The following is a 23,184-nucleotide window of genomic DNA, read 5'->3' as shown; positions in this document are numbered from 1 at the left end:
CGGAAAACGAGTGACATTTATCAGTCTTTTTCGGATATTACGTTTTATCCATATCCATTCCGGCTCAGCCCGGGAGGATCCGAAGTAGCCATGGAGATTACGGATGAACCATAACAAATCGCTGTTCTGTGCACTGACCCTCGCCGCCACGCTGGGCCTGGCTCCGGGAACCAGCGTATTCGCAGAAGAAATTGCCATTCCTGTCGGGCAACAGGGGGACCGCAGTGCCGTCAAACTGCCTACAACGGGCATGAGCCAGAGCTCTGTGCGCGCTACCTGGGGAACCCCATCCGAGATTCAGGGTCCAGTAGGAGAACCGGCAATCTCGCAATGGCACTATCCGGACTTTATTGTCTACTTCGAGAACGACAAGGTTCTTCATACCGTTTTAAAGCGGAAACACTGACTTCCTGATATCTAAGGACCCTGTAACGTGACATCCAGACGCGTGTTGCCCGCAGAATGGGCTCCGCAAAGCGCCGTAATGCTGACCTGGCCCCACCCGGGTACAGACTGGGCCGACATCCTCACCGAAGTGGAGCCGGTGTTTCTCGAAATTGCCAAGGCGGTTCTTCGCTTTGAACACCTGGTCATCAGTTGCGAGCACGTCGCCCGGCTTCAGGAACTGGAAAGGGAATTGACTGCCTACACCAGGCGACACGGTTTGCCCGGGCGGGTTCTGGCAGTGCCTGCGCCAGCTAATGACACCTGGGCCAGGGATCACGGACCGATAACGGTCCTGGAGAATGGCGAAGACATCATTCTGGATTTCCGGTTCAATGCCTGGGGCAACAAGTTCCCCTGGGAAAAAGACAACGCCCTGAACGAACACATTGCGAACGCGGGAACGTTTGGCCGGAGCCAGCTTCAGGCGGTCGACTTCATCCTTGAAGGCGGCTCTATAGAATCCGACGGCCAGGGCACTATACTCACTACCAGCGAGTGCCTGCTGGCCCCAAGTCGGAATCCTTCCCTGGATCGTTCCGCCATTGAGCAGCTTCTTGGCGAGGTGCTCGGCACGGATCGTATCCTTTGGCTTAACCACGGCTATCTGGCCGGCGATGACACCGACAGTCACATTGACACTCTGGCCCGTTTTTGCGCCCCAGACCATATCTCTTACGTGGCATGCCCGGACGTTGCGGATGAGCACTACAGTGCTCTGGCGGCCATGGAAGAAGAATTACGGGAGTTCCGTCAGCCAGACGGGAGCCCGTACCGACTCACCGCCCTGCCGTGGCCGGATGCGATCTACGACGAAGAAGGAGAACGCCTGCCGGCAACCTACGCGAACTTCCTTATCATTGACGATGCCGTTCTGCTACCGGTTTACGGAGTACCCCAGGACGGACAGGCGGTTACTGTACTGCAGGGAATCTTCCCTGACCGGGAAATTATCCCGATCAACTGCCGACCACTGGTGTACCAACATGGTAGCCTTCACTGTGTCACCATGCAGATTCCGGCCGGAGTGGTTAATCCATGAGTAGTGCCAAGTTAAACGTTGCCGCAATCCAGCAAACCTGTCATTCCGATAAAGCCGCAAGCCTGGCAACAACCGAACGACTGGTTCGCCAAGCTGTCGAACAGGGTGCTGAACTGGTGGTTCTGCAGGAACTCCACGCCACGCTGTACTTCTGTCAGACAGAAGACACGGAGGTATATGAACTGGCCGAGCCCATTCCCGGCCCCACCAGTGAACGCCTGGCAAACCTGGCCAAAGAACTCGGTATAGTTCTGGTAGGGTCCATCTTCGAACGCAGGATGAATGGCGTATACCACAATACCGCCGTCGTTTTCGAAAAGGACGGCAGTATCGCGGGAATTTACCGAAAAATGCACATCCCGGATGATCCCGGGTTCTATGAAAAATTCTACTTTACGCCCGGAGACGCCAACTTCAACGATGGCAGCAGCGGCTTCAGCCCCATCGAAACCTCCGTCGGCAAACTGGGCGTTCTGGTCTGCTGGGATCAGTGGTACCCGGAAGCGGCCCGGCTGATGGCTCTCGCAGGCGCTGAAGTGCTGATCTATCCGACAGCGATCGGGTGGGATATCACCGACGATGCCGGGGAACGGGAGCGACAACTAGAAGCGTGGGTTACCGTTCAGCGAGGGCACGCCGTTGCGAACAACCTTCCGGTGATCGCGCCAAACCGCATTGGTACAGAACCTGACCCCTCCGGCAACTCAGATGGCATTCGTTTTTGGGGTAACAGTTTTATCTGTGGCCCCCAAGGGGAGTTTCTTGCCCGGGCTGATGACAGCAGCGAATCAATTCTGTCGGTCACTTTTGACCGCACGCGCACGGAATCCGTGCGCCGGATCTGGCCATACCTCAGGGATCGGCGCATCGACGCTTATGGCGACATTATCAAACGGGTAAGGGACTGACCGGAGAATGAAAAAACTTGTCGACTCGGTTGTTGGCGAACTGAACCAGATTCTCCTCGGCAAAGAGCAGCAGGTACGCCTGGCACTTTGTGGCCTGCTGGCCAAGGGCCACCTGCTTATCGAAGATATTCCCGGCATGGGCAAAACAACCCTCTCCCATGCCCTGGCGAAAGTAATGGGGCTCAGCTATCAGAGAATCCAGTTCACTAACGACCTCCTGCCCGCCGATGTCCTGGGTTACTCGATGTACAACAAAGAAGCAGGGAAACTGGTATTTCATCCAGGGCCAATTTTTGCCCAGGTAGTATTGGCTGATGAAATCAACCGGGCGTCGCCTCGCACCCAGAGCGCCTTGCTTGAAGCAATGGAAGAACGCCAGGTGTCTATTGAAGGAGAAACACGCCCTTTGCCCGAACCGTTTTTCGTCATTGCCACCCAGAACCCGACTGAACAGGGAGGCACCTACCCGCTGCCGGAGTCCCAGCTCGACCGGTTTCTGATGCGCCTGAGGCTTGGGTATCCGGACCCACGAGCCGAGCGGGAGTTGCTGGAAGGCGAAGACCGCCGGACCATGACAGATCGCTTGAACGCGTTGTTACCTGAAAAGGAACTGAACACCCTCCAACAAGCTGTCAACCGCGTCAACGCGAGCCCTGCCCTGCTCGATTACGTCCAAAGGTTGCTGGAACAAAGTCGTCGCATGCCTGGTCTGCTGTACGGACTTTCACCCCGTGCCGGGCTGGGATTACTCCGAGCAGCGAAAGCCTGGGCGCTCATGGAAGGACGACACCATGTACTGCCCGACGATATCCAGGCTGTCTTCCCCGCCATCGCGGAGCATCGCCTGGAACAGGGCGACTCGGGCAAAAGCGCCGAAAGAGTCCGCCAGCTCCTGGCAACGGTTTCTGTCCTTGAATAAATAGCAAAGATTTATAAGCTGGATTGGCCAAAATGAATGGCAGGCTGCCGTATTCGTGGTAGCCTTTGGCCCTTTCCCCGCCAAACTGACCCTCAACTGATGTCAGTATTGCACCGAATTCGAAGTGAGAGACACACAAATGAGCGAAACCAAACATTCCCGACTGATCATCCTAGGCTCCGGCCCGGCTGGCTACACTGCGGCTGTATACGCTGCCCGCGCCAACCTGAACCCTACACTGATCACCGGAATTGAAGTCGGCGGCCAGCTCACTACCACCACTGACGTTGATAACTGGCCTGGTGACAACGACGGCGTTCAGGGTCCTGAACTCATGCAGCGGATGCAGAAACACGCAGAACGGTTCGAGACCAGCATTGTCTACGACACAATCAATGAAGCCGACCTGCAAAACCGCCCGTTCCGTCTTAAGGGTGATAGCGGCGAATACACCTGCGACGCACTGATCATCGCCACCGGCGCCTCCGCCATGTATCTGGGCCTGGACTCGGAAGAGAAATTCAAAGGACAGGGCGTTTCCGCCTGCGCAACCTGCGATGGATTCTTCTACCGCAAACAGAAGGTCGCCGTTATCGGTGGCGGTAACACTGCCGTTGAAGAAGCCCTCTACCTGTCCAACATCGCAGACGAAGTCACCCTGGTACACCGCCGCGACAGCCTGCGCTCTGAAAAGATCCTGCAGGACAAACTGTTCGAAAAGGCTGAAAACGGCAACGTCAATATTGTCTGGAACCACACCCTGGACGAAGTCCTGGGCGACGGTACCGGCGTTACCGGTATGCGCATCAAAAGCACTGAAGATGGCACAACCCGGGACATCGACCTGGCCGGCGTATTTATCGCCATCGGTCACAAGCCGAACACCAGCCTGTTTGACGGTCAGCTGGACATGCACAATGGCTATCTGAAAATTCGTTCAGGCCTGGAAGGTATGGCGACTCAAACCAGCATTCCAGGCGTATTCGCTGCCGGCGACGTGGCAGACCACGTATACCGCCAGGCCGTTACCTCAGCCGGCTTCGGTTGCATGGCTGCACTGGATGCCGAAAAGTATCTGGACCAGCAAGACTGATTCTAATTGAGCTAAACTGAGGCCAAGCGCGTCGGTTAGCCAAGGCTGGCAGGCGCCGGCTTCTGAAACTGTGCGGAGCCAGGGATGGCGGAGCCAAGCGTACATGGAAGTATCAACAGCGTGTTTCAGAAGCCGGTGCCTGCCAGCCGGAACTCCCGATAGCATCACCGCGAAGTTCAATTGAAAGCGGAGCAGGATGAGCTCACTACCCTGGCTTGACCCCGACCAACTCTGGTTCCCCCCCGCCCACGAAGCCCTCGAAGACCCTGACGGCCTGCTGGCCCTCGGTGGCGACCTGTCCACCCAACGACTGGGGCTGGCTTACCGCAATGGCATCTTCCCCTGGTTCAGCGACGATCAGCCGATCCTTTGGTGGTCACCGGATCCTCGCTGCGTCCTTTTCCCGGAGGAAGTCCATGTATCCAGGAGCCTACGCCGCACACTCAACCGGCAACATTTCCGGGTAACGGCAGACCAGTGCTTCGGCCGCATCATCCGGCTGTGCGCCACAACCCGCGCAGAAGGTACCTGGATCACCGAAGACATGATGGCCAGTTATTCGGACCTGCACCATCAGGGAATAGCCCATTCCATCGAAGTATGGAACTCCCAGGGTGACCTTGCAGGCGGCATGTACGGACTTGCCATTGGTCGCTGTTTTTTTGGCGAGTCGATGTTTTCGCTGGAAACCAATGCATCCAAAGTTCTGATGGTCCATCTCGCGAACCAGCTACGAGAGTGGGGTTACCGGATTATGGATTGCCAGGTAGAAAGCCGGCACCTCCTGACGATGGGAGCTCGCAGCATACCCAGAAGCGAGTTTTTATCTATACTCAAGGCAAATGTTGATCAACAACCTGATCAACAGAACTGGGAAATTCACTGGCGCTGGCCGGAGCCGGAGGTGTGAATGAGTAATCTCAGGACATTGGTATTCTTCGCGACACCGCCTCATGACTGCAGTTATTTGCCAGATCGCGAAGCCACAACCATGTTCGTTGACCCAAGAGCGAACATTGATAAAAAGCTCTACAGCCAGTTAACAGCGCTCGGCTTTCGCCGCAGTGGTTCCCACTACTACCGCCCCCACTGCGAGCAGTGTAACGCCTGCGTACCCGTTCGCCTGAAGGCAACCGAATTCAAGCCAGACCGAAATCAGCGCAGGGTCCTGAAAAGAAACGAGGATCTGGAATGCACGCTGGTACCTGCCAGCTTTTCAGAAAGTTACTACCAACTTTACGAAAACTACATAGAGCAACGCCACAAGGATGGTGACATGTATCCACCTTCACGGGAGCAATTCACTTCATTCCTGGTGGAAGGTGCAACCGACTCCTGGTTTCTCGATATACGACTGGATGGCGCCCTGGTAGGCTTGGCAGCCGTCGACTTGCTCGACGACGGACTTTCAGCAATTTACACCATCTTCGACCCTTCTCACGAGGATAGAAGCCTGGGTACCTTTGCAGTGCTATGGCAATTGCAGGAGGCTCAACGCAGGGGGTTACCCCACCTCTACCTGGGTTACTGGATTCGCGAATGCCGAAAAATGAGCTACAAAACCCGCTTCAGACCCATCGAAGCATTGCGCGATGGTCATTGGCGAGAACTTCAAATCGACTGATTTTTGCCAAATGCCGATAATTCAGGCAGAATTGCGCAATTTAAAATCACGAGAAAGCACATTCCAACGAGGTTTCTACTGAATGGCGAAAACAGATGTCATTGAAATGGAAGGCGTAATCATTGATACGCTTCCAAATACCATGTTCCGTGTTGAACTGAGCAACGGACACGTGGTGACTGCACACATTTCCGGAAAGATGCGCAAGAACTACATCCGTATCCTCACCGGCGACAAGGTCAAGGTGGAACTGACACCTTACGACCTTAGCAAAGGCCGCATCGTGTACCGGGCCCGTTAAGGCTGCAGGCATCTGAAAAAGCCCCGAAAACGGGGCTTTTTTTGTTTCTTTATGCCTTGATTCGGAAGACCGTCATACCGCCTCGGCCGGCTCGTCCTCATATTCGAAAACCAGCTCGTCGCCTTTGAGCTGGATGAAGACATCTCCACCCTTCTCGGATAGCCGCCCGAACAGGATCTGCTCCGCCAGCGGACGCTTGATCTTGTCCTGAATAAGGCGTGACATCGGGCGCGCGCCCATGGTGACGTCATACCCCTTATCCGCCAACCAGACCTTGGCATCCTCATCCACGTGCAGCACCACATGCTTCTCATCCAGTTGCGCCTGCAACTCGGTGAGGAACTTGTCGACCACATGGGTGATCGTGTCCTTCTGGAGGTCGCCAAACTGGATAATGCCGTCCAGGCGATTCCGGAATTCCGGAGTGAAGGTTTTGGTGATCACTTCCATGCCATCGGTACTGTGATCCTGCTCGCTGAAGCCGATTGAACGACGAGCCATGCTCTCGGCGCCCGCATTGGTTGTCATCACCAGGATGACGTGACGGAAATCAGCTTTACGGCCATTGTTGTCAGTCAGCGTGCCGTGATCCATCACCTGCAGCAGCAGGTTAAACACTTCCGGATGCGCCTTCTCGATCTCATCCAGCAACAGCACACAATGCGGCTGTTTGTTGACGGCTTCGGTCAGCAATCCGCCCTGATCATAGCCGACATACCCCGGAGGAGCGCCAATCAGGCGAGACACCGTGTGCCGCTCCATGTACTCGGACATATCAAAGCGAACAAGCTCGATACCCAGAACCTTCGCCAGCTGCTTAGTGACCTCCGTCTTACCAACACCTGTCGGGCCGGCAAACAGGAAGGCACCTTCCGGTTTTTCCGGTGCTTTCAAGCCTGCCCTTGCAAGCTTGATTGCTGTAGACAGAGATTCGATGGCCGGATCCTGCCCGAACACCACCATTTTAAGGTCACGCTCAAGATTCCGGAGCAGATCCTTATCACTGGTAGAGACATTTTTGGGTGGAATGCGAGCGATACTGGCCACCACATCCTCAATGTCTTCGACATCGACGGTTTTCTTGCGCTTGCTTTCCTCCACCAGGCGCTGTCGGGCACCGGCTTCGTCGATTACGTCAATCGCCTTGTCTGGCAGATGGCGATCCGTGATATAGCGATCAGCCAGTTCTGCCGCCACGCGAAGCGCCTTGTCGGTGTATTCGAGGTCATGGTGCTTCTCAAAGCTCGGCTTGAGGCCCTTGAGAATCAGATAGGTATCTTCAACGCTCGGCTCATTAACGTCGATCTTCTGGAAGCGACGGGCGAGCGCACTATCCTTCTCGAAAATCCCGCGGAACTCCTGGAACGTGGTGGAACCAATGCACCGCAGTTCGCCAGAGCTGAGCATCGGCTTGAGCAGGTTCGAGGCGTCCATCACGCCACCAGACGCAGACCCGGCGCCAATGATGGTATGAATCTCATCAATAAACAGGATGGCGTGGTTCTCTTTCTTGAGTTCAGCCAACAGACCCTTCAGGCGTTTCTCGAAGTCCCCGCGATACTTGGTCCCTGCCAGCAGAGCACCAAGATCCAGGGAATAGACCACCGCATCAGAGATAATCTCTGGCACCTGGCCATCAACGATTCGTTTGGCCAGCCCTTCTGCAATGGCGGTCTTACCAACGCCAGCCTCGCCTACCAGCAGAGGGTTGTTCTTACGGCGGCGAACAAGGATCTGCACAACCCGTTCAACCTCATGTTCCCGGCCAATCAGCGGATCAATCCGGCCAAGTCGAGCCTGTTCGTTAAGGTTGGTTGCGTAGCTTTCCAATGGTTTGGAATGGCCGCTCTCTTCTCCGACTTCTTCCGAAGCCGACTGATCATGCCCTTCCTGGTCCTCGGCACCCTGAACCCGGGAAATGCCGTGGGACACAAAATTCACCACGTCGATACGCGCAATGTTCTGCTTCTTGAGAACATAAACCGCCTGGCTCTCCTGCTCACTAAAGATCGCCACCAGCACATTGGCCCCGGTAACTTCTTTCTTGCCAGAAGACTGGACATGGAACACAGCTCTTTGCAGAACCCTCTGGAACCCCAGGGTCGGTTGGGTTTCACGCTCACTGTCGTTGCTCGGAATCAGCGGTGTCGTTGAATCAACGAACTCCACGAGCTCATCCTGCAGCCGTTTCAAATCTGCACCACAAGCTTTGAGAACCCCGACAGCCGATTCATTATCCAGCAGAGCCAACAACAAATGCTCCACAGTCATGAATTCATGACGCTTGTCGCGGGCATTTTTGAAAGCCGTATTCAGCGTAATTTCTAGATCTTTGCTCAGCATGGGCCACCCCAACGTCTGTCAGTCCGCACGTTCAATCTCGCAAAGGAGCGGATGTTCGCATTCCGAGGAATACTGGTTCACCTGTGCTGCCTTTGTTTCGGCGATATCCCGGGTATATACCCCGCATACAGCTTTTCCCTGCGTATGGACGAGCAGCATCACCTGCGTCGCCTTCTCTTCGTTCATTCCGAAGAACTTCATTAATACGTCTACCACAAAATCCATCGGCGTGTAGTCATCATTCAACAACACTACCCGATAACGCGCCGGGCGCTTCAGAGCAGGCTTTTCCGGGGCTACACTGAGATCGTCCTGCCGCTCCGGCTGATCATCTCCCCCCTGATTAAATACTAGTAGAGAATTTTCGATAGTTCGCATCATTCTTTACCGGATTATCGGTACTCTTTTCTAAATGTGGATGTCCGTCCCCGTGTTTTCAAGCTGACACCGGTGCCGGGCGTGAGAAATTTATCAATCTGAGCATGATACCGCTTCCAGACTGCGTTCAACCACACATTCCTGTGATAGAAACTATTGACTCGCCGCCCTGATTGGCCGAAAGTTAATGTGCAATGTAAAATAATGTTAACGCATGCGTTATTTATGTAACCAGGCGACTGACGAAAGCTGAGCTGGCTGCGTCCGCTCGGCATGCCCAGAACACCTACAACAAGATGTGACAGGAAAGGAACAGGGGAGTTCATCATGCCAAGAGGCAAAGTAAAGTGGTTCAATAATGCCAAAGGGTACGGGTTCATCATCGAAGATGGCTGCAGTGACGACCTGTTTGCTCACTTCTCTTCGGTGCAAATGGATGGATACAAGACCCTGAAAGCCGGGCAGGCTGTCACTTTTGACAAAAAGCCCAGCGATAAGGGCGTCCATGCTGTCAATATCGTTCCTGACGAACAGTCTCAGACTGATCACGAAGCTACAGCGAACAACAGCGACTCAGACGATACCCACCGAGGCGGCTACCCGCCCCGTGCTGTGAACGCCTGAAGATCGGGCTGCCAAATACATTTCTTCGCCCATCCAGGCCAACGATGGGCGAAACAGGCGGTGAGTGTCTCCACAACACCGCTACTCTCCGATTTTGCCAAAACAATCCAATCCAGTAACCTTGCGGTCATGACATCCTGATTGATCTTTGGACCCGACCGAGCAACATGGCAGACCTTTTCCTTTTCAATAAACCCTTTCAGGTGCTGAGTCAGTTTACCGATGAGCGGACTGATAGCAGCCAACCGGCACGCGCCACCCTGGCTGACTGGATCAACAAGCCGGGGATATACCCTGCTGGCCGCCTGGACTATGATTCTGAGGGCTTGCTGCTACTCACCTCCGACGGCGTCCTGCAGCATCGCATCGCCAATCCCGCACAGAAGATGCAAAAAACTTACTGGGTTCAGGTCGAGGGTGAGATCACCGAAGATGCCCTCAAAAGACTCCGCAAAGGCGTTGAACTCAAAGATGGCCTGACACGGCCAGCCCAGGCCACCAGAATAGGCGAACCGGATCTCTGGCCTCGCAACCCGCCAGTCCGGTATCGTGAGTCTGTGCCGACAAGTTGGGTCGAGCTCACCATTAGCGAAGGGCGGAACCGGCAGGTCCGGCGCATGACTGCCGCCGTTGGTTTCCCCACACTTCGCCTTATCCGTTACCGGATTGGCAACTGGACCCTGGATGATCTGGCACCGGGACAATACCGGACCGAAACCGTCAATCTTCCCGGAGCCCGCGTCAACAAGCCCACTCAGGGCAGGCGAAAGTCCCCAAATCCTTCAAGGAGACCGCGAAAATAATGACCTGGACACCTCATGCTACGGTGGCAGTGATTGTTGAAGATCAGGAAGGTCGTTTCCTGATGGTAGAGGAATTCAGTGGTGGTCAGGTGGTGTTCAACCAACCTGCCGGCCATATTGAAGAAGATGAAGCCATTCTCGATGCTGTACGACGGGAAACTCTAGAGGAAACGGGCTGGGAAATCGAACCCATTCACTTCCTCGGCATGTACACCTACAAGGCACCAGCCAACGGCGTTACCTACTTCCGGTTCTGTTACGCAGCCAGAGCGCTGCGCCAGGTCTCCAGTGAGCTGGACTCCGGAATCATTGCTGCACACTGGCTGAGTATCGAAGACATCCGGGCACTCGGCGACAAGCTACGCAGTCCACTGGTGCTTGAGTGTATAGAAGATTACCGAAACGGGCGCTGCTTTCCCCTGGAGGTTATCGTCGATACACAGACGTAATCGTTCGGAAGTGATAAAATTCCCAGCTTTTCACCGGCACTGAAGTACTCATGACCAATACGTCCTCTACCCCCTCCAGGGAAAACACTCGCGTTATCGTCGGCATGTCCGGCGGCGTGGATTCCTCCGTCGCCGCCTGGCTGCTCAAGGACCAGGGCTATCAGGTTGAAGGCCTGTTTATGAAAAACTGGGACGAGGACGACGGCACAGAATACTGTACAGCCATGACCGACCTGGCAGACGCCCAGGCCGTGGCCGACGCTATCGGCATTAAACTTCATACCGCCAGTTTTGCGGATGAATACTGGGACCGGGTGTTCGAACATTTCCTGGCAGAATACCGTGCTGGCCGTACACCCAACCCCGATATTCTCTGTAACAAGGAAGTTAAGTTCCGGGCTTTTCTGGACTACGCCGTTACCCTGGGCGCTGATTACATCGCCACAGGCCACTATACCCGCCAACGCCCTCTTGACGACGGTTCAGGCAGGGCACTGCTTCTGAAAGGGCTGGACCCGAACAAGGATCAGAGCTATTTCCTGCACGCCGTATCTGGTGACCGCATTGCCCGCACACTGTTTCCTGTTGGCGAGCTTGAAAAGCCGGAGGTGCGCAGGATTGCTGAAGAACAAGGATTCGTTACTCACGACAAGAAGGATTCGACCGGCATCTGCTTCATTGGCGAACGCAAGTTCACCGATTTCCTGAAGCAGTACCTTCCGGCCCAGCCCGGCGACATCGAAACCCCCGATGGCGAAAAGATAGGTCGCCATCAGGGCCTGATGTACCACACTATTGGTCAGCGTCAGGGCCTCGGTATCGGCGGCCTGGCCAACTACAGCGATGAACCCTGGTATGTCGCGGAAAAGGATCTTGATCGTAATGTACTGATCGCGGTTCAGGGCAAGCATCACCCACTCCTGTTCTCTCGTGGTCTCGTTTCCGGCCCGGTTGACTGGGTAGCTGGAGAACCGCCCGCCAGGCAGTTCCGCTGCAAGGCAAAGACACGCTATCGCCAGCCAGATCAGGACTGCGAGGTCACCGTCATCGAACACGGTGTAAAAGTGGTGTTTGATGATGCCCAGCGTGCCGTTACTCCCGGACAATCTGTCGTATTCTATGACGGCGACATCTGCCTGGGCGGTGGCGTAATCGAGGAAACCTGGCGTGATGGCGAAGCCCTTCCGGTTCGCCTCACCGGGATCCAGAGCCAGGGAGCAAATGCATGAGCCGTTCCCTGCATGACCAGACCCTGGCACTGGCAGGGCTGTTCCAGGCTGCCAACCTGGTCCAGCAGATTGCCCATAACGGACAGTGCTCAAACGCTACCTTTGAGACCTGCATTCGCTCACTTTTTGCGACCAACCCCGCGACCACGCTGGATGTGTATGGTGGAGATCTGACAGATATCCGTGAAGGTCTGGTCACACTGTCCTCGGTAATGAGCCAGCAGAGCAGAGCCCAGGACGCTGAGGTGCTCCGTTATACCCTGAATCTGATTCACCTTGAATCGAAACTGAATCGCAGGCCTGACATGCTGGACGTGATTTCCAGCCGCATTGATCAGGCACGGCATACAGCAAGTCATTTCGGCTACACCCATAGCAACCTTGTCAGTAACCTGGCTTCGATTTACACCGACACCATCAGCACTTTCCGGCTGCGCATTCAGGTCAGTGGCAACCCGTCCATTCTGCAGAGGGAAGAAAATGCAGCAAAAGTTCGTGCGTTGCTGCTGGCCGGCATACGCTCAGCGGTGCTCTGGAGACAGAGTGGCGGGCGACGCTGGCAGCTCATTTTCTCCCGCAGGAAAGTGATCCAGCATGCGAAACAGCTTGCTGAACAGGCGAACCACCCCCTTTAAGCACCGACACGACTGATTCCCGGGCTGCGCTGGTGTATTATGTGCAGCCCAATCTTTTTTGACCCGATTCTTTGACGATTTGAGAGGTTTTCAATGGAACTCACCGCCCTGACCGCCATTTCCCCGGTCGACGGACGCTACGGCAGCAAAGTCAGCGTTTTTCGTGAAATATTCAGTGAATATGGCCTGATCAGGAACCGCGTGACTGTTGAGATCCGCTGGCTCCAGAAACTTGCGGCACATCCGGAAATCGCTGAGGTACCGGCATTTTCTGCGGCGGCGAATGCGTTCCTGGACAAACTGGTTGCCGAATTCAGCCTGGAAGACGCTGAAAGCATCAAAGCCATCGAACGTACCACCAACCACGACGTCAAAGCGGTCGAGTACTTCATCAAGGATAAGATTGCTGACGTGCCTGAACTGCACGCCGTCACGGAATTCGTACACTTTGCCTGTACCTCTGAAGATATTAACAACCTGTCCCACGCCCTGATGCTGCGGGAAGGTCTGGACCAGGGCATGCTGCCTGCCATGGACCGGGTTGTAAGCAAGCTGGCCGAACTGGCACAGGAACATGCGCAGCAGCCGATGCTGTCCCGGACCCATGGCCAGACCGCCTCTCCGTCAACAGTCGGCAAAGAACTGGCCAACGTGGTTTACCGTCTGCGCCGTCAGCTCAAGCAGATCCGCGAATCTGAACTGCTGGGCAAAATTAACGGGGCTGTAGGTAACTACAATGCGCACATTTCGGCCTACCCGCAGGTGGACTGGGCGGCCAACGCTCAGGAATTTGTTGAAAGCCTGGGCCTTGACTGGAACCCATACACCACCCAGATCGAGCCTCACGATTACATTGCCGAGCTGTATGATGCGGTTGCCCGCTTCAACACCATTCTCATTGATCTGGACCGGGACGTCTGGGGCTACATTTCCCTCGGTTATTTCAAGCAGAAGACTGTTGAAGGTGAAGTGGGTTCTTCCACCATGCCCCACAAAGTAAACCCCATCGACTTCGAAAACTCCGAAGGTAACCTGGGCATTGCCAACGCCCTGTTCGGCCACCTGTCCGCCAAGTTGCCGATCTCCCGCTGGCAACGTGACCTGACCGACTCTACCGTTCTCCGGAACCTCGGTGTTGGTTTCGCCCACAGCCTGATCGCCTATGAAGCAACCCTCAAAGGCCTGGGCAAACTGGAAATCAACCCTGCCCGTCTCGATGAAGACCTTGATCACGCCTGGGAAGTTCTCGCAGAACCCATCCAGACCGTGATGCGCCGTTACAACATCGAAAAGCCCTATGAAAAGTTGAAAGCGTTGACCCGGGGCAAGGCAATGACTCCCGAAGTCATCAAGAATTTCGTAGAAACGCTTGATATTCCTGAAGCCGCCAAAGCCGAACTGATGGCCCTGACGCCAGGTTCCTATATCGGCAACGCGGTCGATCAGGCAAACAACATCTGAATCCGGGAGTTTAACCATGGACATGCTTGGCGGCCTCACCCCCTCTGAATTTCTGCGTGACTACTGGCAGAAAAAACCACTGGTGATCCGTCAGGCGTTTCCTGCTTTCGAGTGCCCGGTCAGCGCAGATGAACTGGCTGGGCTGGCCTGTGAGGAAGGCGTTGAGTCCCGAATTGTCATCGAGGACGACAAAGGCAAGCCCTGGCAGCTGCATAATGGGCCCTTCAGCCCGGAGCAGTTCAGCGAACTGCCAGAAAAAGACTGGACACTGCTGGTTCAGGGCCTCGACCATTGGGTACCGGAAATTTCAGACATTCTTGAGCATTTCCGATTCGTTCCCAACTGGCGGCTGGATGACATCATGGCCAGCTATGCTCCCGTAGGCGGCAGCGTAGGCCCCCATTACGACCAGTACGATGTATTCCTGCTTCAGGCCCAGGGACACCGGCGCTGGACCTTTGGCGGCCACTGCGATCATACCTCACCAAGGGTGGAAGGAACGCCACTTCGCATCCTGAGCAGTTGGGATGGCGAGGAAACCGTAACTCTTGCGCCCGGCGATATGCTTTATCTGCCTCCGGGTATCGGCCACCACGGCGTAGCTGAAGATGACTGTATTACCCTGTCGGTTGGCTTCCGGGCACCCACCGTGGACGATGTTCTCACCGGCTTCACTGACTTCCTGTGTAGCAAGTCAGCAGCGGCAGAGCACATCAACGACCCGGACCTGACTGTCCAGGAAAATCCCGGGACCATCAAAACAGATGTTATCGACAAGCTTGACCACATCATTCGCGAGCAATTGGGAGATCGGCGCAACCTGGCCCTCTGGTTCGGACAGTACACCACCGCTCCCAAGAGCATGGATATCGTCGTTCCTGCCGAAGCCCCCGCCGCTCCCGAAGACTTTGCAGAGGCACTCTCCAGTGGTGAGCAATTGCGTTGGAACGAGGGCTCCCGGTTCGCGTATCACGAGTTGGGCGATGAAACCGCCCTGTTCGTGGACGGCGAACAATACCTGCTTCGCGGAGATGCTACCCCCCTGGCCCCCTTACTCTGTGCCAGCTCCCGGGTTGAGATGACGGCCTTGTGCCGGTTAGCTCAGGATGAGGCGCTGCTCGGGTTGCTCTGCACACTGTACAATCAGGGCTCTATCTACTTCGAATAAGTTTCTCCATGAAGACACGAATCCGGAAATACAGCTGGCAGTTGGCCCCTGGGCCCATCAAAGATATCCGGCAGGCCGTTTTCATCGACGAACAGAAAGTCCCCCCTGAGCTGGAGTGGGACGACACCGACGAAATCGCCGACCACTACCTTGCCGTAACCCCGGACAATAAACCCATGGGGGTTGCCCGTATGTTTACAGCGCTCGAGGAAACCGCACGTATCGGGCGAATGGCCATTCTCCCCGAGTATCGCGGTTTGGGTATCGGTGAATCGATGCTCAGGCACTTGATTGCTGAGGCGGCAGAAAACTATCAGGAACTGGTGCTTTCAGCTCAGGAATACGCCATTCCGTTTTATGAAAAGGCTGGCTTTCACGTCTGTTCCGAGACCTATGACGATGCAGGCATTCCCCATGTTGACATGCGCAGTCTCTCCCCTGCCCTGCAGCATGAAGCACTTCAGTCTCGAGAACGCCCCCTGCTGATGGGGAAGGATACCGAATCCTGGCTTTTCTCTGATGAACCACGAATGCTGAACCTGATGGACTCCCTGGCAGGCCAGGCCCGACAGCGGCTATGGATCTACGATCGTTTTCTGGAACATGACCTGTATGATCGTCACCGCTTCCGGGAACTGATTTCTTCCCTTGCCCGTCGTCACAGGATCAGCGAAGTCCGGCTATTGATTCATGACGACAAACCACTGGTAAAAAGGCGTCACCAGCTTGTCGAACTCATGCGCCGTCTGCCGAGCAAAATTGAGCTCAGACTGGTCAACGACGAATACCCCGCTGATGATCAGCCGTTCATGCTGGCCGATCGGGAAGGTGTTGTTTACCGACATGACTTTTACAAACCTGAAGGCTTCGCAAACTTTGCCGACGGCGGCAGGGTCAAGCTTCTCTCAGAACGGTTTCAGCGCATGTGGGATGCAAGCCGAAGCTCCCTTGAACTAAGGGAACTACCGCTCTGAGTGGTGGAACTGTGGGGTGTCGGGTGATTCAAAACGAGCCCCGAATTCTGCAAACTCGCGATCGACCTCTTCCGCCACTTCCATGATCAGTTTTCTCAGCCATTGATGGTCTGCATTGTGTTGCAGCAGTGGACTCCAGGCCATCTTCAGCTCGAAGGGAGGAACGTCGAACGGCGGGACCTTGACCACCAGATTGTTATTATCTCTCTGAAGCCAGGCTGCCCGTGATGGCAAGGTCGCAATCAGATCGTGCTGTTCCGCCAGCAACATCGCCACCTGATAATGCCGGGTGAAAACCGAAATCTGCCGCTTCCTTCCCATCCGCGTCAGAGCTTCATCAACCCAGCCAAGGCGCTGGACATCTTTAGGATTGACCCCTACCCCGACACCGAAACCCGTCTTGCTTACCCAGATATGGCTTGCGTCCAGGTAGGTATCGAGGGTAAACGGCTCTTTCAGGATAGGATTGCGGGCGTTCATCAGACAGGCGAAGTATTCTGTCCAGAGGGTCTTCTGATGGAAAGACTGGGGAATCTTGTCGAAGCGGTTGATGGCCATATCCAACCGCCCCTGTTCGACGTCGAGGAAACTTACGTCACTGGGAGTCAATACGTCCAGAGTCACATGAGGAGCTTCCTGACGAATCCGCCTCAACACACGCGGCATCAGACACGACTCAGCATAGTCACTGGCCATGATCCTGAATACCCGCTGGCTCTCAAGTGCAGAGAATGGCGTTTTTTCCTGAACCGCCTGCTCGATATCTGACAAGATGCCGCGCACCAGCGGTTGCAGCTCTCTGGCCCGCTCCGTTGCCGTCATACCTTCACTGGTACGAACCAGCAACGGATCGCTGAACAGATCCCGAAGCCGCCGCAGCCCATTACTCATGGCTGGCTGAGTAATGCCAAGGTGGTTCGCCGCTTTGGTAACATTTCGCTCTCGAAGAAGTACATCGAGATAGACCAGCAGGTTGAGATCCACACGGGAAATATCCATAAGGGACTCCAGGGCACAGGTTCAACGTTCCTACATTCATCACAATAATATATACACCAGTGATAATTCACCAAAAAAATAAAGCCATCAACTGTAACTTTAGAAAACAGATTCAACTGTGGATTTCTGCTAGTCTTTCTGTAACTTGCAGAATAATGTCGTCATTTCCTGGCAGAGCTATTGAGCCTTCCATGGATTGACCTATAACCCGGAGTCGTAACGGACAGCATGGATACCACGACGATTGTCCTTGTGTTGGTGGGTATCGTTACCCTATCAATCGCCATTATTGTTGCTACCCAGATGCGGGAACGCGCCCGCATTGAGCGTATGCGCAAGATTACGTCACAAGAAGACATCTTCAACCGGGCCAACCGTCTGTATTCGGAGATTCCGGGTCAGTACCTGACAACCGACCTCAAGCTTCTCTTGATCAAACGAATGGAATCAGCCTGTAATGAGCTGTCAGGACTCAAATCTGATCTTCCGGTAAGCAACTGGCAGGAAAGCACAAAAGAGCTGAAGACTGCTGTTCTGGAAAAGCGGGATACCCGGGCACCTGTCAAAATCGATTCTCCAGAGAAGTCCGCCTACGTCAAAGAGCTGCTCCAGAATCTGTTCAAAATGATTGAGGGCATGCACAAAGCGCGCGAAGTCAATACCGCTGCCGCGAAAAAAAATCTCAAGTATGTGCTGTTCCTGATTCACAAGACTCATGCTGACCTTCATGTTTTTCAGGCCCGGGACTACGTCCGACAAAATCAGTTCCGCAAGGCCATCCACGCCTACCACCTTGCCAGCACCGAGATGGGTAAATCCCGGGACAATCCATTAGCCATGAAGGCGGTGAAGAGTTTCCGTACCCGTATCAAGGAGCTTGAAGCTATGGGCGCCGCCGAAGGCAAGGAAAACGCGAGTGCAGAATCCCAGGCCAAGCTTGACCGGGAATGGGATACTTTCCTTCACGATGATGAATGGAAGAAAAAGGCCGACTACGATAACTGATCCAAGGCCAGACAATTCCTGATCATGACTCGCATACAAGGACTGTGACTCACCGTGATTAAAGGCTTCAGAAAGCGCCTCTCCTATCGCCTGACGAGGGACACCGTCCTCGTTGCCATGACGCTCGGCCTTATCCTGAATATCGTTCAGATTACCCTGGACTTCTTCAACGCCCGGGAATCCATGGAAGAGGAAATTCAGGCGCTGTTGATGATCAGCCTCAGCCCGGCATCACAGATAGCGTACAACATCGACGTGCGTCTGGCAGAGGAACTGCTGGACGGCCTGCTGAGGCATCCCGCAACCATCGACGCCAGGATTCTCGACAGCGAGAAACAGACAATGGCCGCTGCCAGCAAGCGCAGCCCGGACTCGCCTTATCGCTGGGTCAGTGACCTGCTGTTCGGCTCCAGCCGTGCATTCAGTCAGGAACTCAAGGTACCACAACTCCAGAACCTGCCACTTGGTCAACTGACCGTCACCATTGACACCTACCACTACGGGCTTCAGTTTCTACAAAGATCCAGCTACACGCTGGTGAGCGGTTTGTTCAAGAGCCTGGTACTTTCTGCCGCATTGCTGGGAATTTTCTATCTCGTTCTGACCCGACCCATGCTGAACGTGATCAGCTCCCTGAGCGAGGCTCGCCCAAGGACCCCGGAAAAAATGCGACTCCCGGTTCCTGCAGGTCATACCGAAGATGAAATCGGCACCATGGTCGGGATCATCAACCAGCATCTCGAAACCATAGACTCCACGCTTGCCCAGCTACGATTGGCCGAGAGTGCGATGAAGAACTATTCCTCCCGGCTCGAACAGGAAGTCGAAGACCGCACCCGGGAAATTTCCGAAAAAAATGACGCTCTGCAGAGAGGCAACCGCGCTCTGGTAAGGGCCAAGGAAGATGCTGTCCGCCGAGCTCGCTCAAGGGCCAACTTCCTGGCCAGCATGAGCCATGAAATCAGAACACCACTGAATGGTGTTCTGGGAATGCTTGGCCTGGCATTGGAAGGGGAAGCCGATCCCTCCCAGCGCGATCGTCTGGAGATCGCACTGAATGCCGGCGAGAGCCTGCTCGGTCTGCTCAATGACATTCTTGACATCTCAAAGGTCGAGGCGGGCAAACTCAACCTGGAGAACATACCCTTCAGTTCCCGTGCATTGATCGAGGAATGCGCCACCCTTCATGCCCAACAGGCTCGCCGGAAAAACATCGACCTGGTCACGGATCTTGATCCCGAGCTCCCTGAAAACTTCCTGGGCGACCCGACGCGGGTTCGTCAGATCGTCAACAATCTCGTCAGTAACGCCATCAAGTTCACCGATGAAGGTAGCGTCCGTATCCGTGCGTACCACAAGGAAGGCATCTTCCATCTTGACGTCATAGACACCGGCATCGGCATGTCTGGCGAAGGCCTCCAGAAGATCTTCTCACCCTTTTCCCAGGCCGATGCCGACACCACACGGCTTTATGGCGGCACCGGGCTCGGGCTTGCTCTATGTCGCCAACTGGTCGAACGGATGCACGGCCAGATAGCCGTAACCTCCGAGGAGGGCAAAGGTACCCATTTCACGGTTACCCTCCCACTCCCGATTCACGAGGACAGCGGCACACTCCAACTGCCTGATGTTGCTTCTAGCCTGCAACAGATAGGTGTCGCACTGGATTTTCCGGACACCAGCCCCCACGGCCAGTCCCTGAAGCGTCAACTTGAAGCCTGGGGCATACCGGTGAGCAGTCCGAATCAAGCACCAGATGCCATCCTGATTGCCCTTGCGGATACCCCATCCGACATCACTGGCACAGCAACCCGCTGGACTGGGGCCGGTGTGATCATTGCCGATACCACCGGAACGGTACCCGCTGATCCAGCCTATCAGGTTCTGCCACTACCACTGAATCGAAGCAATCTGTATCAAACGCTGTGCCGGGCCGCTGGCGTTATGACGGACCTGGACACCTCAGCTATTGATCACAACGACTCCGTTAGCGGCCCGCAGCGCCCGCTCAATATACTGCTGGTCGAAGACAATCAGGTAAACCAACTGGTGGCCAGCAGCCTGCTAAAGAAGATGGGGCATCAGGTGTATCATGCCGAGAATGGGCTAAGAGCTATTGAGGCGCTACAGAACCACGCCTATGACCTTGTTCTGATGGACTGCCAGATGCCCGTTATGGACGGTTACGCCGCCACCAGAAAAATCCGGGAGAATCCGGACTGGCGAACCCTCCCCATCATCGCCATGACCGCCAATGTGATGCAAGGTGATCGTGATGACTGTATCGCTGCCGGGATGAACGACTACATCACCAAGCCATACAAACGAAATGAACTTCGAGCTGCCATCAACCGCTGGACCCGCCCGTTTCCTCAAGAATCCTGAGCATGTCCTGCAATTCTGTACGCAGCGCAATAAGCCGCTCCGGCTGAACGTCCAGTCCGCATAGCAACCGGCCCGGAATGCCTTGAGCTCGCGCCCTCAAGGCTGCGCCCTTTTTCGTGAGCCTGACCTCCACCACCCGCTCATCCCTGCTGCTGCGTTCGCGAGTCAGCATTTCCCGCTCGGCAAGCCTTTTCAGTAGCGGGGTCAGTGTTCCGGTATCAAGCCTCAACCTACGGCCAAGATCTGAAATCCTGAGCCCCTCGGGATTGCTTATATCTGCAGCGTTATCACACTGTTCCTGCCACAGCACCAGCATCACAAGATACTGGGGGTAGGTCAGACCAAGCTCCTCAAGAATCGGCCGGTAACGGGCGGTAACGGCCCTGTTGGCGGCATAAAGGGCGAAACAGATCTGGTCATCGAGGCTCAGGCTATCGCCATTATCCACCATGGTCAGAGCAGCTTTTCGATATCCGCACGGATGTCCTCAGGCTTCACAGTCGGCGCGTAACGCTTGACCACGTCTCCCTTCCGGTTAACCAGGAATTTAGTGAAGTTCCATTTTACCTTCTCGGACCCCATAACCCCTTTGGCCTGTTTCTTCAGAAACTGGTAAAGCGGGTGTGTCCCGGGACCATTCACTTCGATCTTCGAAAACATCGGAAAATCGACACCGTAGTTAAGACTGCAGAACTGACTGATGGAATCGTCATCACCCGGGTCCTGGCTCAGAAACTGGTTACAGGGAAAACCGAGCACTTCCAGACCTTTTTCGCCGAGCTCCTGATGCAGCGTCTGCAGTCCTTCGAACTGGGGCGTAAAGCCGCACTTGCTCGCAGTATTCACAATCAGCAGTACCTTGCCCTGGTACTCCGACATGTTCTTCTCATTACCCTTGATATCCCGGACCGTAAAGTCGTAAACGGTGCTATCAGACATACCCTGTTCTCCGTCAGCTGTTATCTTATATGTTGCACCGTTATATTGTGCACAATATTAATTGAAGGTACACCTTTTTCAGCTCAGAGGCAGAACACCTTCAAATCATCCTGAGGTTTACCGGCTAAATCTGCAGGATCACGCCACAATTCATCATAATTCCCCTGTTGCCGCCCCCCTCAGCTCCGCTAGAATAAAGCCTGTTTCGCGTTTTCCATTTTCAGATAAAGGAAGCCCCATTCCATGCAGAACTACTACAAATCCGCCAAGCTGGATAATGTGTGTTACGAAATTCGTGGCGTAGTTCTGCGTGAAGCGCGTCGTCTCGAGGAAGAAGGACATCGGGTCCTCAAACTCAATATTGGCAACCCGGCCACCTTCGAACTCGACGTGCCGGAAGAAATCCAGCAGGACGTCATCTACAACATGCATCAGGCTCAGGGCTACGTTGAGTCCAAAGGCCTGTTCTCCGCCCGCAAGGCAGTCATGCACTACTGCCAGCAACGGGGCATCGACAAGGTGGATATCGATGACATCTACCTCGGCAATGGTGTCAGCGAACTGATCGTCATGTCGATGCAGGCCATGCTCAATACCGGCGACGAAGTACTGATCCCGGCTCCGGATTACCCGCTTTGGACCGCAGCCGTCACTCTGTCCAGCGGAAAGCCCGTGCACTACCGCTGTGACGAGCAGCAGAACTGGTTCCCGGATATCGATGACATCAAGAAAAAGATCACCAGTCGCACCCGGGCTATTGTTCTGATCAACCCTAATAACCCGACCGGCGCCGTTTACTCCACCGAGCTCCTCGAGCAGGTGATTGAGCTGGCCCGCAAACACAACCTGATCGTGCTGTCCGACGAGATCTACGACAAGATCCTGTACGATGGCACGACCCATGTCTCCACGGCCTCGCTTGCGGATGATGTTCTGTTTTTCACCTATAACGGTCTGTCCAAGAACTACCGCGCAGCTGGTTACCGCTCCGGCTGGATGATTATCAGCGGCGCCAAACACCGTGCCACTGACCTGATCGAAGGCATCGAGATGTTGTCCAACATGCGTCTTTGCGCCAACGTTCCGGCCCAGCTCGCCATCCAGACCGCTCTTGGCGGATACCAGTCAATCAATGACCTGGTGGCACCGGAAGGCCGCCTCTACGAACAGCGTGAAACCGCCTGGCGGATGCTGAACGACATACCCGGTGTGAGCTGCGTCAAGCCCCAGGGAGCGCTCTACCTGTTCCCGAAACTGGACCCGAAACGCTTCCCGATCGTCAATGATGAGAAGCTGGTACTGGATCTGCTCCTACAGGAAAAAATCCTTCTGGTTCAGGGTTCAGCCTTTAATATTGATGACAAACAGCATCTCCGGGTGGTCTTTCTTCCCCGGGTGGATACCCTCGAAGACGCCATGATGCGCCTCGGGCGCTTCCTGGATAAATACCAGCAGTAACGC

24 protein-coding genes are annotated in these 23,184 nt (G+C 54.9%); 19 read left to right on the top strand and 5 right to left on the bottom strand.

Annotated features, from left to right (window positions below; all coding sequences use genetic code 11):
• The first annotated feature begins 103 nt into the window (after positions 1–103).
• The 8 genes from FWJ25_RS06245 (at position 104) to infA (ending at position 6,331) form a co-directional block, all read left to right on the top strand.
• Positions 104–406 carry an outer membrane protein assembly factor BamE gene (locus FWJ25_RS06245; protein WP_149599396.1) on the top strand — a complete coding sequence of 101 codons (303 nt, stop codon included), beginning with the start codon at positions 104–106 and terminating at the stop codon, positions 404–406.
• A 78-nt stretch (positions 407–484) separates the two neighbouring features.
• Positions 485–1,486, top strand: coding sequence for an agmatine deiminase family protein (locus tag FWJ25_RS06240; protein ID WP_246166684.1), 1,002 nt, complete (start codon positions 485–487; stop codon positions 1,484–1,486).
• Positions 1,483–2,394 (top strand): carbon-nitrogen hydrolase, encoded by a 912-nt coding sequence (locus FWJ25_RS06235; protein WP_149599394.1) that lies wholly within the window; start codon positions 1,483–1,485, stop codon positions 2,392–2,394. Before FWJ25_RS06240 ends, FWJ25_RS06235 begins: the two co-directional genes overlap by 4 nt.
• Before the next feature lie 7 nt (positions 2,395–2,401).
• Positions 2,402–3,313: an AAA family ATPase gene (locus FWJ25_RS06230; protein WP_149599393.1), complete on the top strand. Its 912-nt coding sequence runs from the start codon at positions 2,402–2,404 to the stop codon at positions 3,311–3,313.
• A gap of 139 nt (positions 3,314–3,452) precedes the next feature.
• Positions 3,453–4,406 (top strand): thioredoxin-disulfide reductase, encoded by a 954-nt coding sequence (trxB, locus tag FWJ25_RS06225; RefSeq protein WP_149599392.1) that lies wholly within the window; start codon positions 3,453–3,455, stop codon positions 4,404–4,406.
• Between the two features lie 196 nt (positions 4,407–4,602).
• Positions 4,603–5,316, top strand: a complete 714-nt coding sequence (aat, locus tag FWJ25_RS06220; protein ID WP_149599391.1) for a leucyl/phenylalanyl-tRNA--protein transferase — start codon at positions 4,603–4,605, stop codon at positions 5,314–5,316.
• A complete protein-coding gene (locus FWJ25_RS06215; protein ID WP_149599390.1) occupies positions 5,317–6,030 on the top strand; it encodes an arginyltransferase in 714 nt (237 codons plus the stop codon).
• A gap of 82 nt (positions 6,031–6,112) precedes the next feature.
• The gene (gene infA, locus FWJ25_RS06210) at positions 6,113–6,331 is read left to right on the top strand and encodes a translation initiation factor IF-1 (RefSeq protein ID WP_007350942.1); all 219 of its coding nucleotides are present in this window, start codon (positions 6,113–6,115) and stop codon (positions 6,329–6,331) included.
• A gap of 72 nt (positions 6,332–6,403) precedes the next feature.
• On the opposite strand, the gene clpA is transcribed toward infA, so the two are convergent.
• Both clpA and clpS read right to left on the bottom strand, forming a co-directional pair.
• Positions 6,404–8,674: an ATP-dependent Clp protease ATP-binding subunit ClpA gene (gene clpA / locus FWJ25_RS06205; RefSeq protein ID WP_149599389.1), complete on the bottom strand. Its 2,271-nt coding sequence runs from the start codon at positions 8,672–8,674 to the stop codon at positions 6,404–6,406.
• A gap of 18 nt (positions 8,675–8,692) precedes the next feature.
• Positions 8,693–9,052 (bottom strand): ATP-dependent Clp protease adapter ClpS, encoded by a 360-nt coding sequence (gene clpS, locus FWJ25_RS06200; protein ID WP_149599388.1) that lies wholly within the window; start codon positions 9,050–9,052, stop codon positions 8,693–8,695.
• A gap of 327 nt (positions 9,053–9,379) precedes the next feature.
• Here clpS and FWJ25_RS20000 point away from each other — a divergent pair, with 327 nt between their 5' ends.
• From FWJ25_RS20000 to FWJ25_RS06160, 8 genes are all read left to right on the top strand, one after another.
• Entirely contained in the window at positions 9,380–9,676 is a 297-nt protein-coding gene (locus tag FWJ25_RS20000; RefSeq protein WP_149599387.1) for a cold shock domain-containing protein, read from the top strand.
• Positions 9,677–9,843: 167 nt separating this feature from the next.
• Positions 9,844–10,479 carry a pseudouridine synthase gene (locus FWJ25_RS06190; protein WP_149599386.1) on the top strand — a complete coding sequence of 212 codons (636 nt, stop codon included), beginning with the start codon at positions 9,844–9,846 and terminating at the stop codon, positions 10,477–10,479.
• Positions 10,479–10,928, top strand: coding sequence for an NUDIX hydrolase (locus tag FWJ25_RS06185; RefSeq protein WP_149599385.1), 450 nt, complete (start codon positions 10,479–10,481; stop codon positions 10,926–10,928). The genes FWJ25_RS06190 and FWJ25_RS06185 overlap by 1 nt, the downstream gene beginning before the upstream one ends.
• A gap of 50 nt (positions 10,929–10,978) precedes the next feature.
• The gene (mnmA, locus tag FWJ25_RS06180; protein WP_149599384.1) at positions 10,979–12,157 is read left to right on the top strand and encodes a tRNA 2-thiouridine(34) synthase MnmA; all 1,179 of its coding nucleotides are present in this window, start codon (positions 10,979–10,981) and stop codon (positions 12,155–12,157) included.
• Positions 12,154–12,792: a high frequency lysogenization protein HflD gene (gene hflD, locus FWJ25_RS06175; protein WP_149599383.1), complete on the top strand. Its 639-nt coding sequence runs from the start codon at positions 12,154–12,156 to the stop codon at positions 12,790–12,792. The genes mnmA and hflD overlap by 4 nt, the downstream gene beginning before the upstream one ends.
• Positions 12,793–12,885: 93 nt before the next feature.
• Positions 12,886–14,253: an adenylosuccinate lyase gene (purB, locus tag FWJ25_RS06170; protein ID WP_149599382.1), complete on the top strand. Its 1,368-nt coding sequence runs from the start codon at positions 12,886–12,888 to the stop codon at positions 14,251–14,253.
• Positions 14,254–14,269: 16 nt separating this feature from the next.
• Entirely contained in the window at positions 14,270–15,421 is a 1,152-nt protein-coding gene (locus FWJ25_RS06165) for a cupin domain-containing protein (RefSeq protein ID WP_149599381.1), read from the top strand.
• A gap of 8 nt (positions 15,422–15,429) precedes the next feature.
• Entirely contained in the window at positions 15,430–16,395 is a 966-nt protein-coding gene (locus tag FWJ25_RS06160; RefSeq protein ID WP_149599380.1) for a GNAT family N-acetyltransferase, read from the top strand.
• Here the strand turns inward: FWJ25_RS06160 and FWJ25_RS06155 are convergent.
• Entirely contained in the window at positions 16,384–17,394 is a 1,011-nt protein-coding gene (locus tag FWJ25_RS06155) for a LysR family transcriptional regulator (protein WP_149599379.1), read from the bottom strand. The genes FWJ25_RS06160 and FWJ25_RS06155 overlap by 12 nt on opposite strands.
• A gap of 228 nt (positions 17,395–17,622) precedes the next feature.
• Between FWJ25_RS06155 and FWJ25_RS06150 the strand changes: the two genes are divergently transcribed.
• Positions 17,623–18,399, top strand: a complete 777-nt coding sequence (locus FWJ25_RS06150) for a hypothetical protein (RefSeq protein ID WP_149599378.1) — start codon at positions 17,623–17,625, stop codon at positions 18,397–18,399.
• 54 nt (positions 18,400–18,453) lie between these two features.
• Complete coding sequence (locus FWJ25_RS06145; RefSeq protein ID WP_246166671.1) at positions 18,454–20,784, top strand: hybrid sensor histidine kinase/response regulator; 2,331 nt, start codon at positions 18,454–18,456, stop codon at positions 20,782–20,784.
• Here FWJ25_RS06145 and FWJ25_RS06140 read toward each other — a convergent pair.
• Positions 20,747–21,235: a MarR family winged helix-turn-helix transcriptional regulator gene (locus FWJ25_RS06140; RefSeq protein WP_149599377.1), complete on the bottom strand. Its 489-nt coding sequence runs from the start codon at positions 21,233–21,235 to the stop codon at positions 20,747–20,749. The two genes, FWJ25_RS06145 and FWJ25_RS06140, sit on opposite strands and share 38 nt — an antisense overlap.
• A 2-nt stretch (positions 21,236–21,237) precedes the next feature.
• The gene (locus FWJ25_RS06135) at positions 21,238–21,723 is read right to left on the bottom strand and encodes a glutathione peroxidase (protein ID WP_149599376.1); all 486 of its coding nucleotides are present in this window, start codon (positions 21,721–21,723) and stop codon (positions 21,238–21,240) included.
• A gap of 243 nt (positions 21,724–21,966) precedes the next feature.
• Here FWJ25_RS06135 and FWJ25_RS06130 point away from each other — a divergent pair, with 243 nt between their 5' ends.
• Complete coding sequence (locus FWJ25_RS06130) at positions 21,967–23,181, top strand: pyridoxal phosphate-dependent aminotransferase (RefSeq protein ID WP_149599375.1); 1,215 nt, start codon at positions 21,967–21,969, stop codon at positions 23,179–23,181.
• Positions 23,182–23,184 lie beyond the last annotated feature (3 nt).

This window comes from Marinobacter salinexigens, from assembly GCF_008370345.1.
In the GTDB taxonomy this organism is placed as follows: Bacteria; Pseudomonadota; Gammaproteobacteria; order Pseudomonadales; family Oleiphilaceae; genus Marinobacter; species Marinobacter salinexigens.
The sequence above is the reverse complement of the archived record's forward strand: the minus strand, read 5'-3'. Positions and strand labels throughout refer to the sequence as shown.

Bases quoted from the DNA above. Each gene is read 5' to 3' on its own strand.
- FWJ25_RS06245 (WP_149599396.1), top strand. From the start codon at position 104: ATGAACCATAACAAATCGCTGTTCTGTGCACTGACCCTCGCCGCCACG.
- FWJ25_RS06240 (WP_246166684.1), top strand. From the start codon at position 485: ATGCTGACCTGGCCCCACCCGGGTACAGACTGGGCCGACATCCTCACC.
- FWJ25_RS06235 (WP_149599394.1), top strand. From the start codon at position 1,483: ATGAGTAGTGCCAAGTTAAACGTTGCCGCAATCCAGCAAACCTGTCAT.
- FWJ25_RS06230 (WP_149599393.1), top strand. From the start codon at position 2,402: ATGAAAAAACTTGTCGACTCGGTTGTTGGCGAACTGAACCAGATTCTC.
- trxB (WP_149599392.1), top strand. From the start codon at position 3,453: ATGAGCGAAACCAAACATTCCCGACTGATCATCCTAGGCTCCGGCCCG.
- aat (WP_149599391.1), top strand. From the start codon at position 4,603: ATGAGCTCACTACCCTGGCTTGACCCCGACCAACTCTGGTTCCCCCCC.
- FWJ25_RS06215 (WP_149599390.1), top strand. From the start codon at position 5,317: ATGAGTAATCTCAGGACATTGGTATTCTTCGCGACACCGCCTCATGAC.
- infA (WP_007350942.1), top strand. From the start codon at position 6,113: ATGGCGAAAACAGATGTCATTGAAATGGAAGGCGTAATCATTGATACG.
- clpA (WP_149599389.1), bottom strand. From the start codon at position 8,674: ATGCTGAGCAAAGATCTAGAAATTACGCTGAATACGGCTTTCAAAAAT.
- clpS (WP_149599388.1), bottom strand. From the start codon at position 9,052: ATGCGAACTATCGAAAATTCTCTACTAGTATTTAATCAGGGGGGAGAT.
- FWJ25_RS20000 (WP_149599387.1), top strand. From the start codon at position 9,380: ATGCCAAGAGGCAAAGTAAAGTGGTTCAATAATGCCAAAGGGTACGGG.
- FWJ25_RS06190 (WP_149599386.1), top strand. From the start codon at position 9,844: ATGGCAGACCTTTTCCTTTTCAATAAACCCTTTCAGGTGCTGAGTCAG.
- FWJ25_RS06185 (WP_149599385.1), top strand. From the start codon at position 10,479: ATGACCTGGACACCTCATGCTACGGTGGCAGTGATTGTTGAAGATCAG.
- mnmA (WP_149599384.1), top strand. From the start codon at position 10,979: ATGACCAATACGTCCTCTACCCCCTCCAGGGAAAACACTCGCGTTATC.
- hflD (WP_149599383.1), top strand. From the start codon at position 12,154: ATGAGCCGTTCCCTGCATGACCAGACCCTGGCACTGGCAGGGCTGTTC.
- purB (WP_149599382.1), top strand. From the start codon at position 12,886: ATGGAACTCACCGCCCTGACCGCCATTTCCCCGGTCGACGGACGCTAC.
- FWJ25_RS06165 (WP_149599381.1), top strand. From the start codon at position 14,270: ATGGACATGCTTGGCGGCCTCACCCCCTCTGAATTTCTGCGTGACTAC.
- FWJ25_RS06160 (WP_149599380.1), top strand. From the start codon at position 15,430: ATGAAGACACGAATCCGGAAATACAGCTGGCAGTTGGCCCCTGGGCCC.
- FWJ25_RS06155 (WP_149599379.1), bottom strand. From the start codon at position 17,394: ATGGATATTTCCCGTGTGGATCTCAACCTGCTGGTCTATCTCGATGTA.
- FWJ25_RS06150 (WP_149599378.1), top strand. From the start codon at position 17,623: ATGGATACCACGACGATTGTCCTTGTGTTGGTGGGTATCGTTACCCTA.
- FWJ25_RS06140 (WP_149599377.1), bottom strand. From the start codon at position 21,235: ATGGTGGATAATGGCGATAGCCTGAGCCTCGATGACCAGATCTGTTTC.
- FWJ25_RS06135 (WP_149599376.1), bottom strand. From the start codon at position 21,723: ATGTCTGATAGCACCGTTTACGACTTTACGGTCCGGGATATCAAGGGT.
- FWJ25_RS06130 (WP_149599375.1), top strand. From the start codon at position 21,967: ATGCAGAACTACTACAAATCCGCCAAGCTGGATAATGTGTGTTACGAA.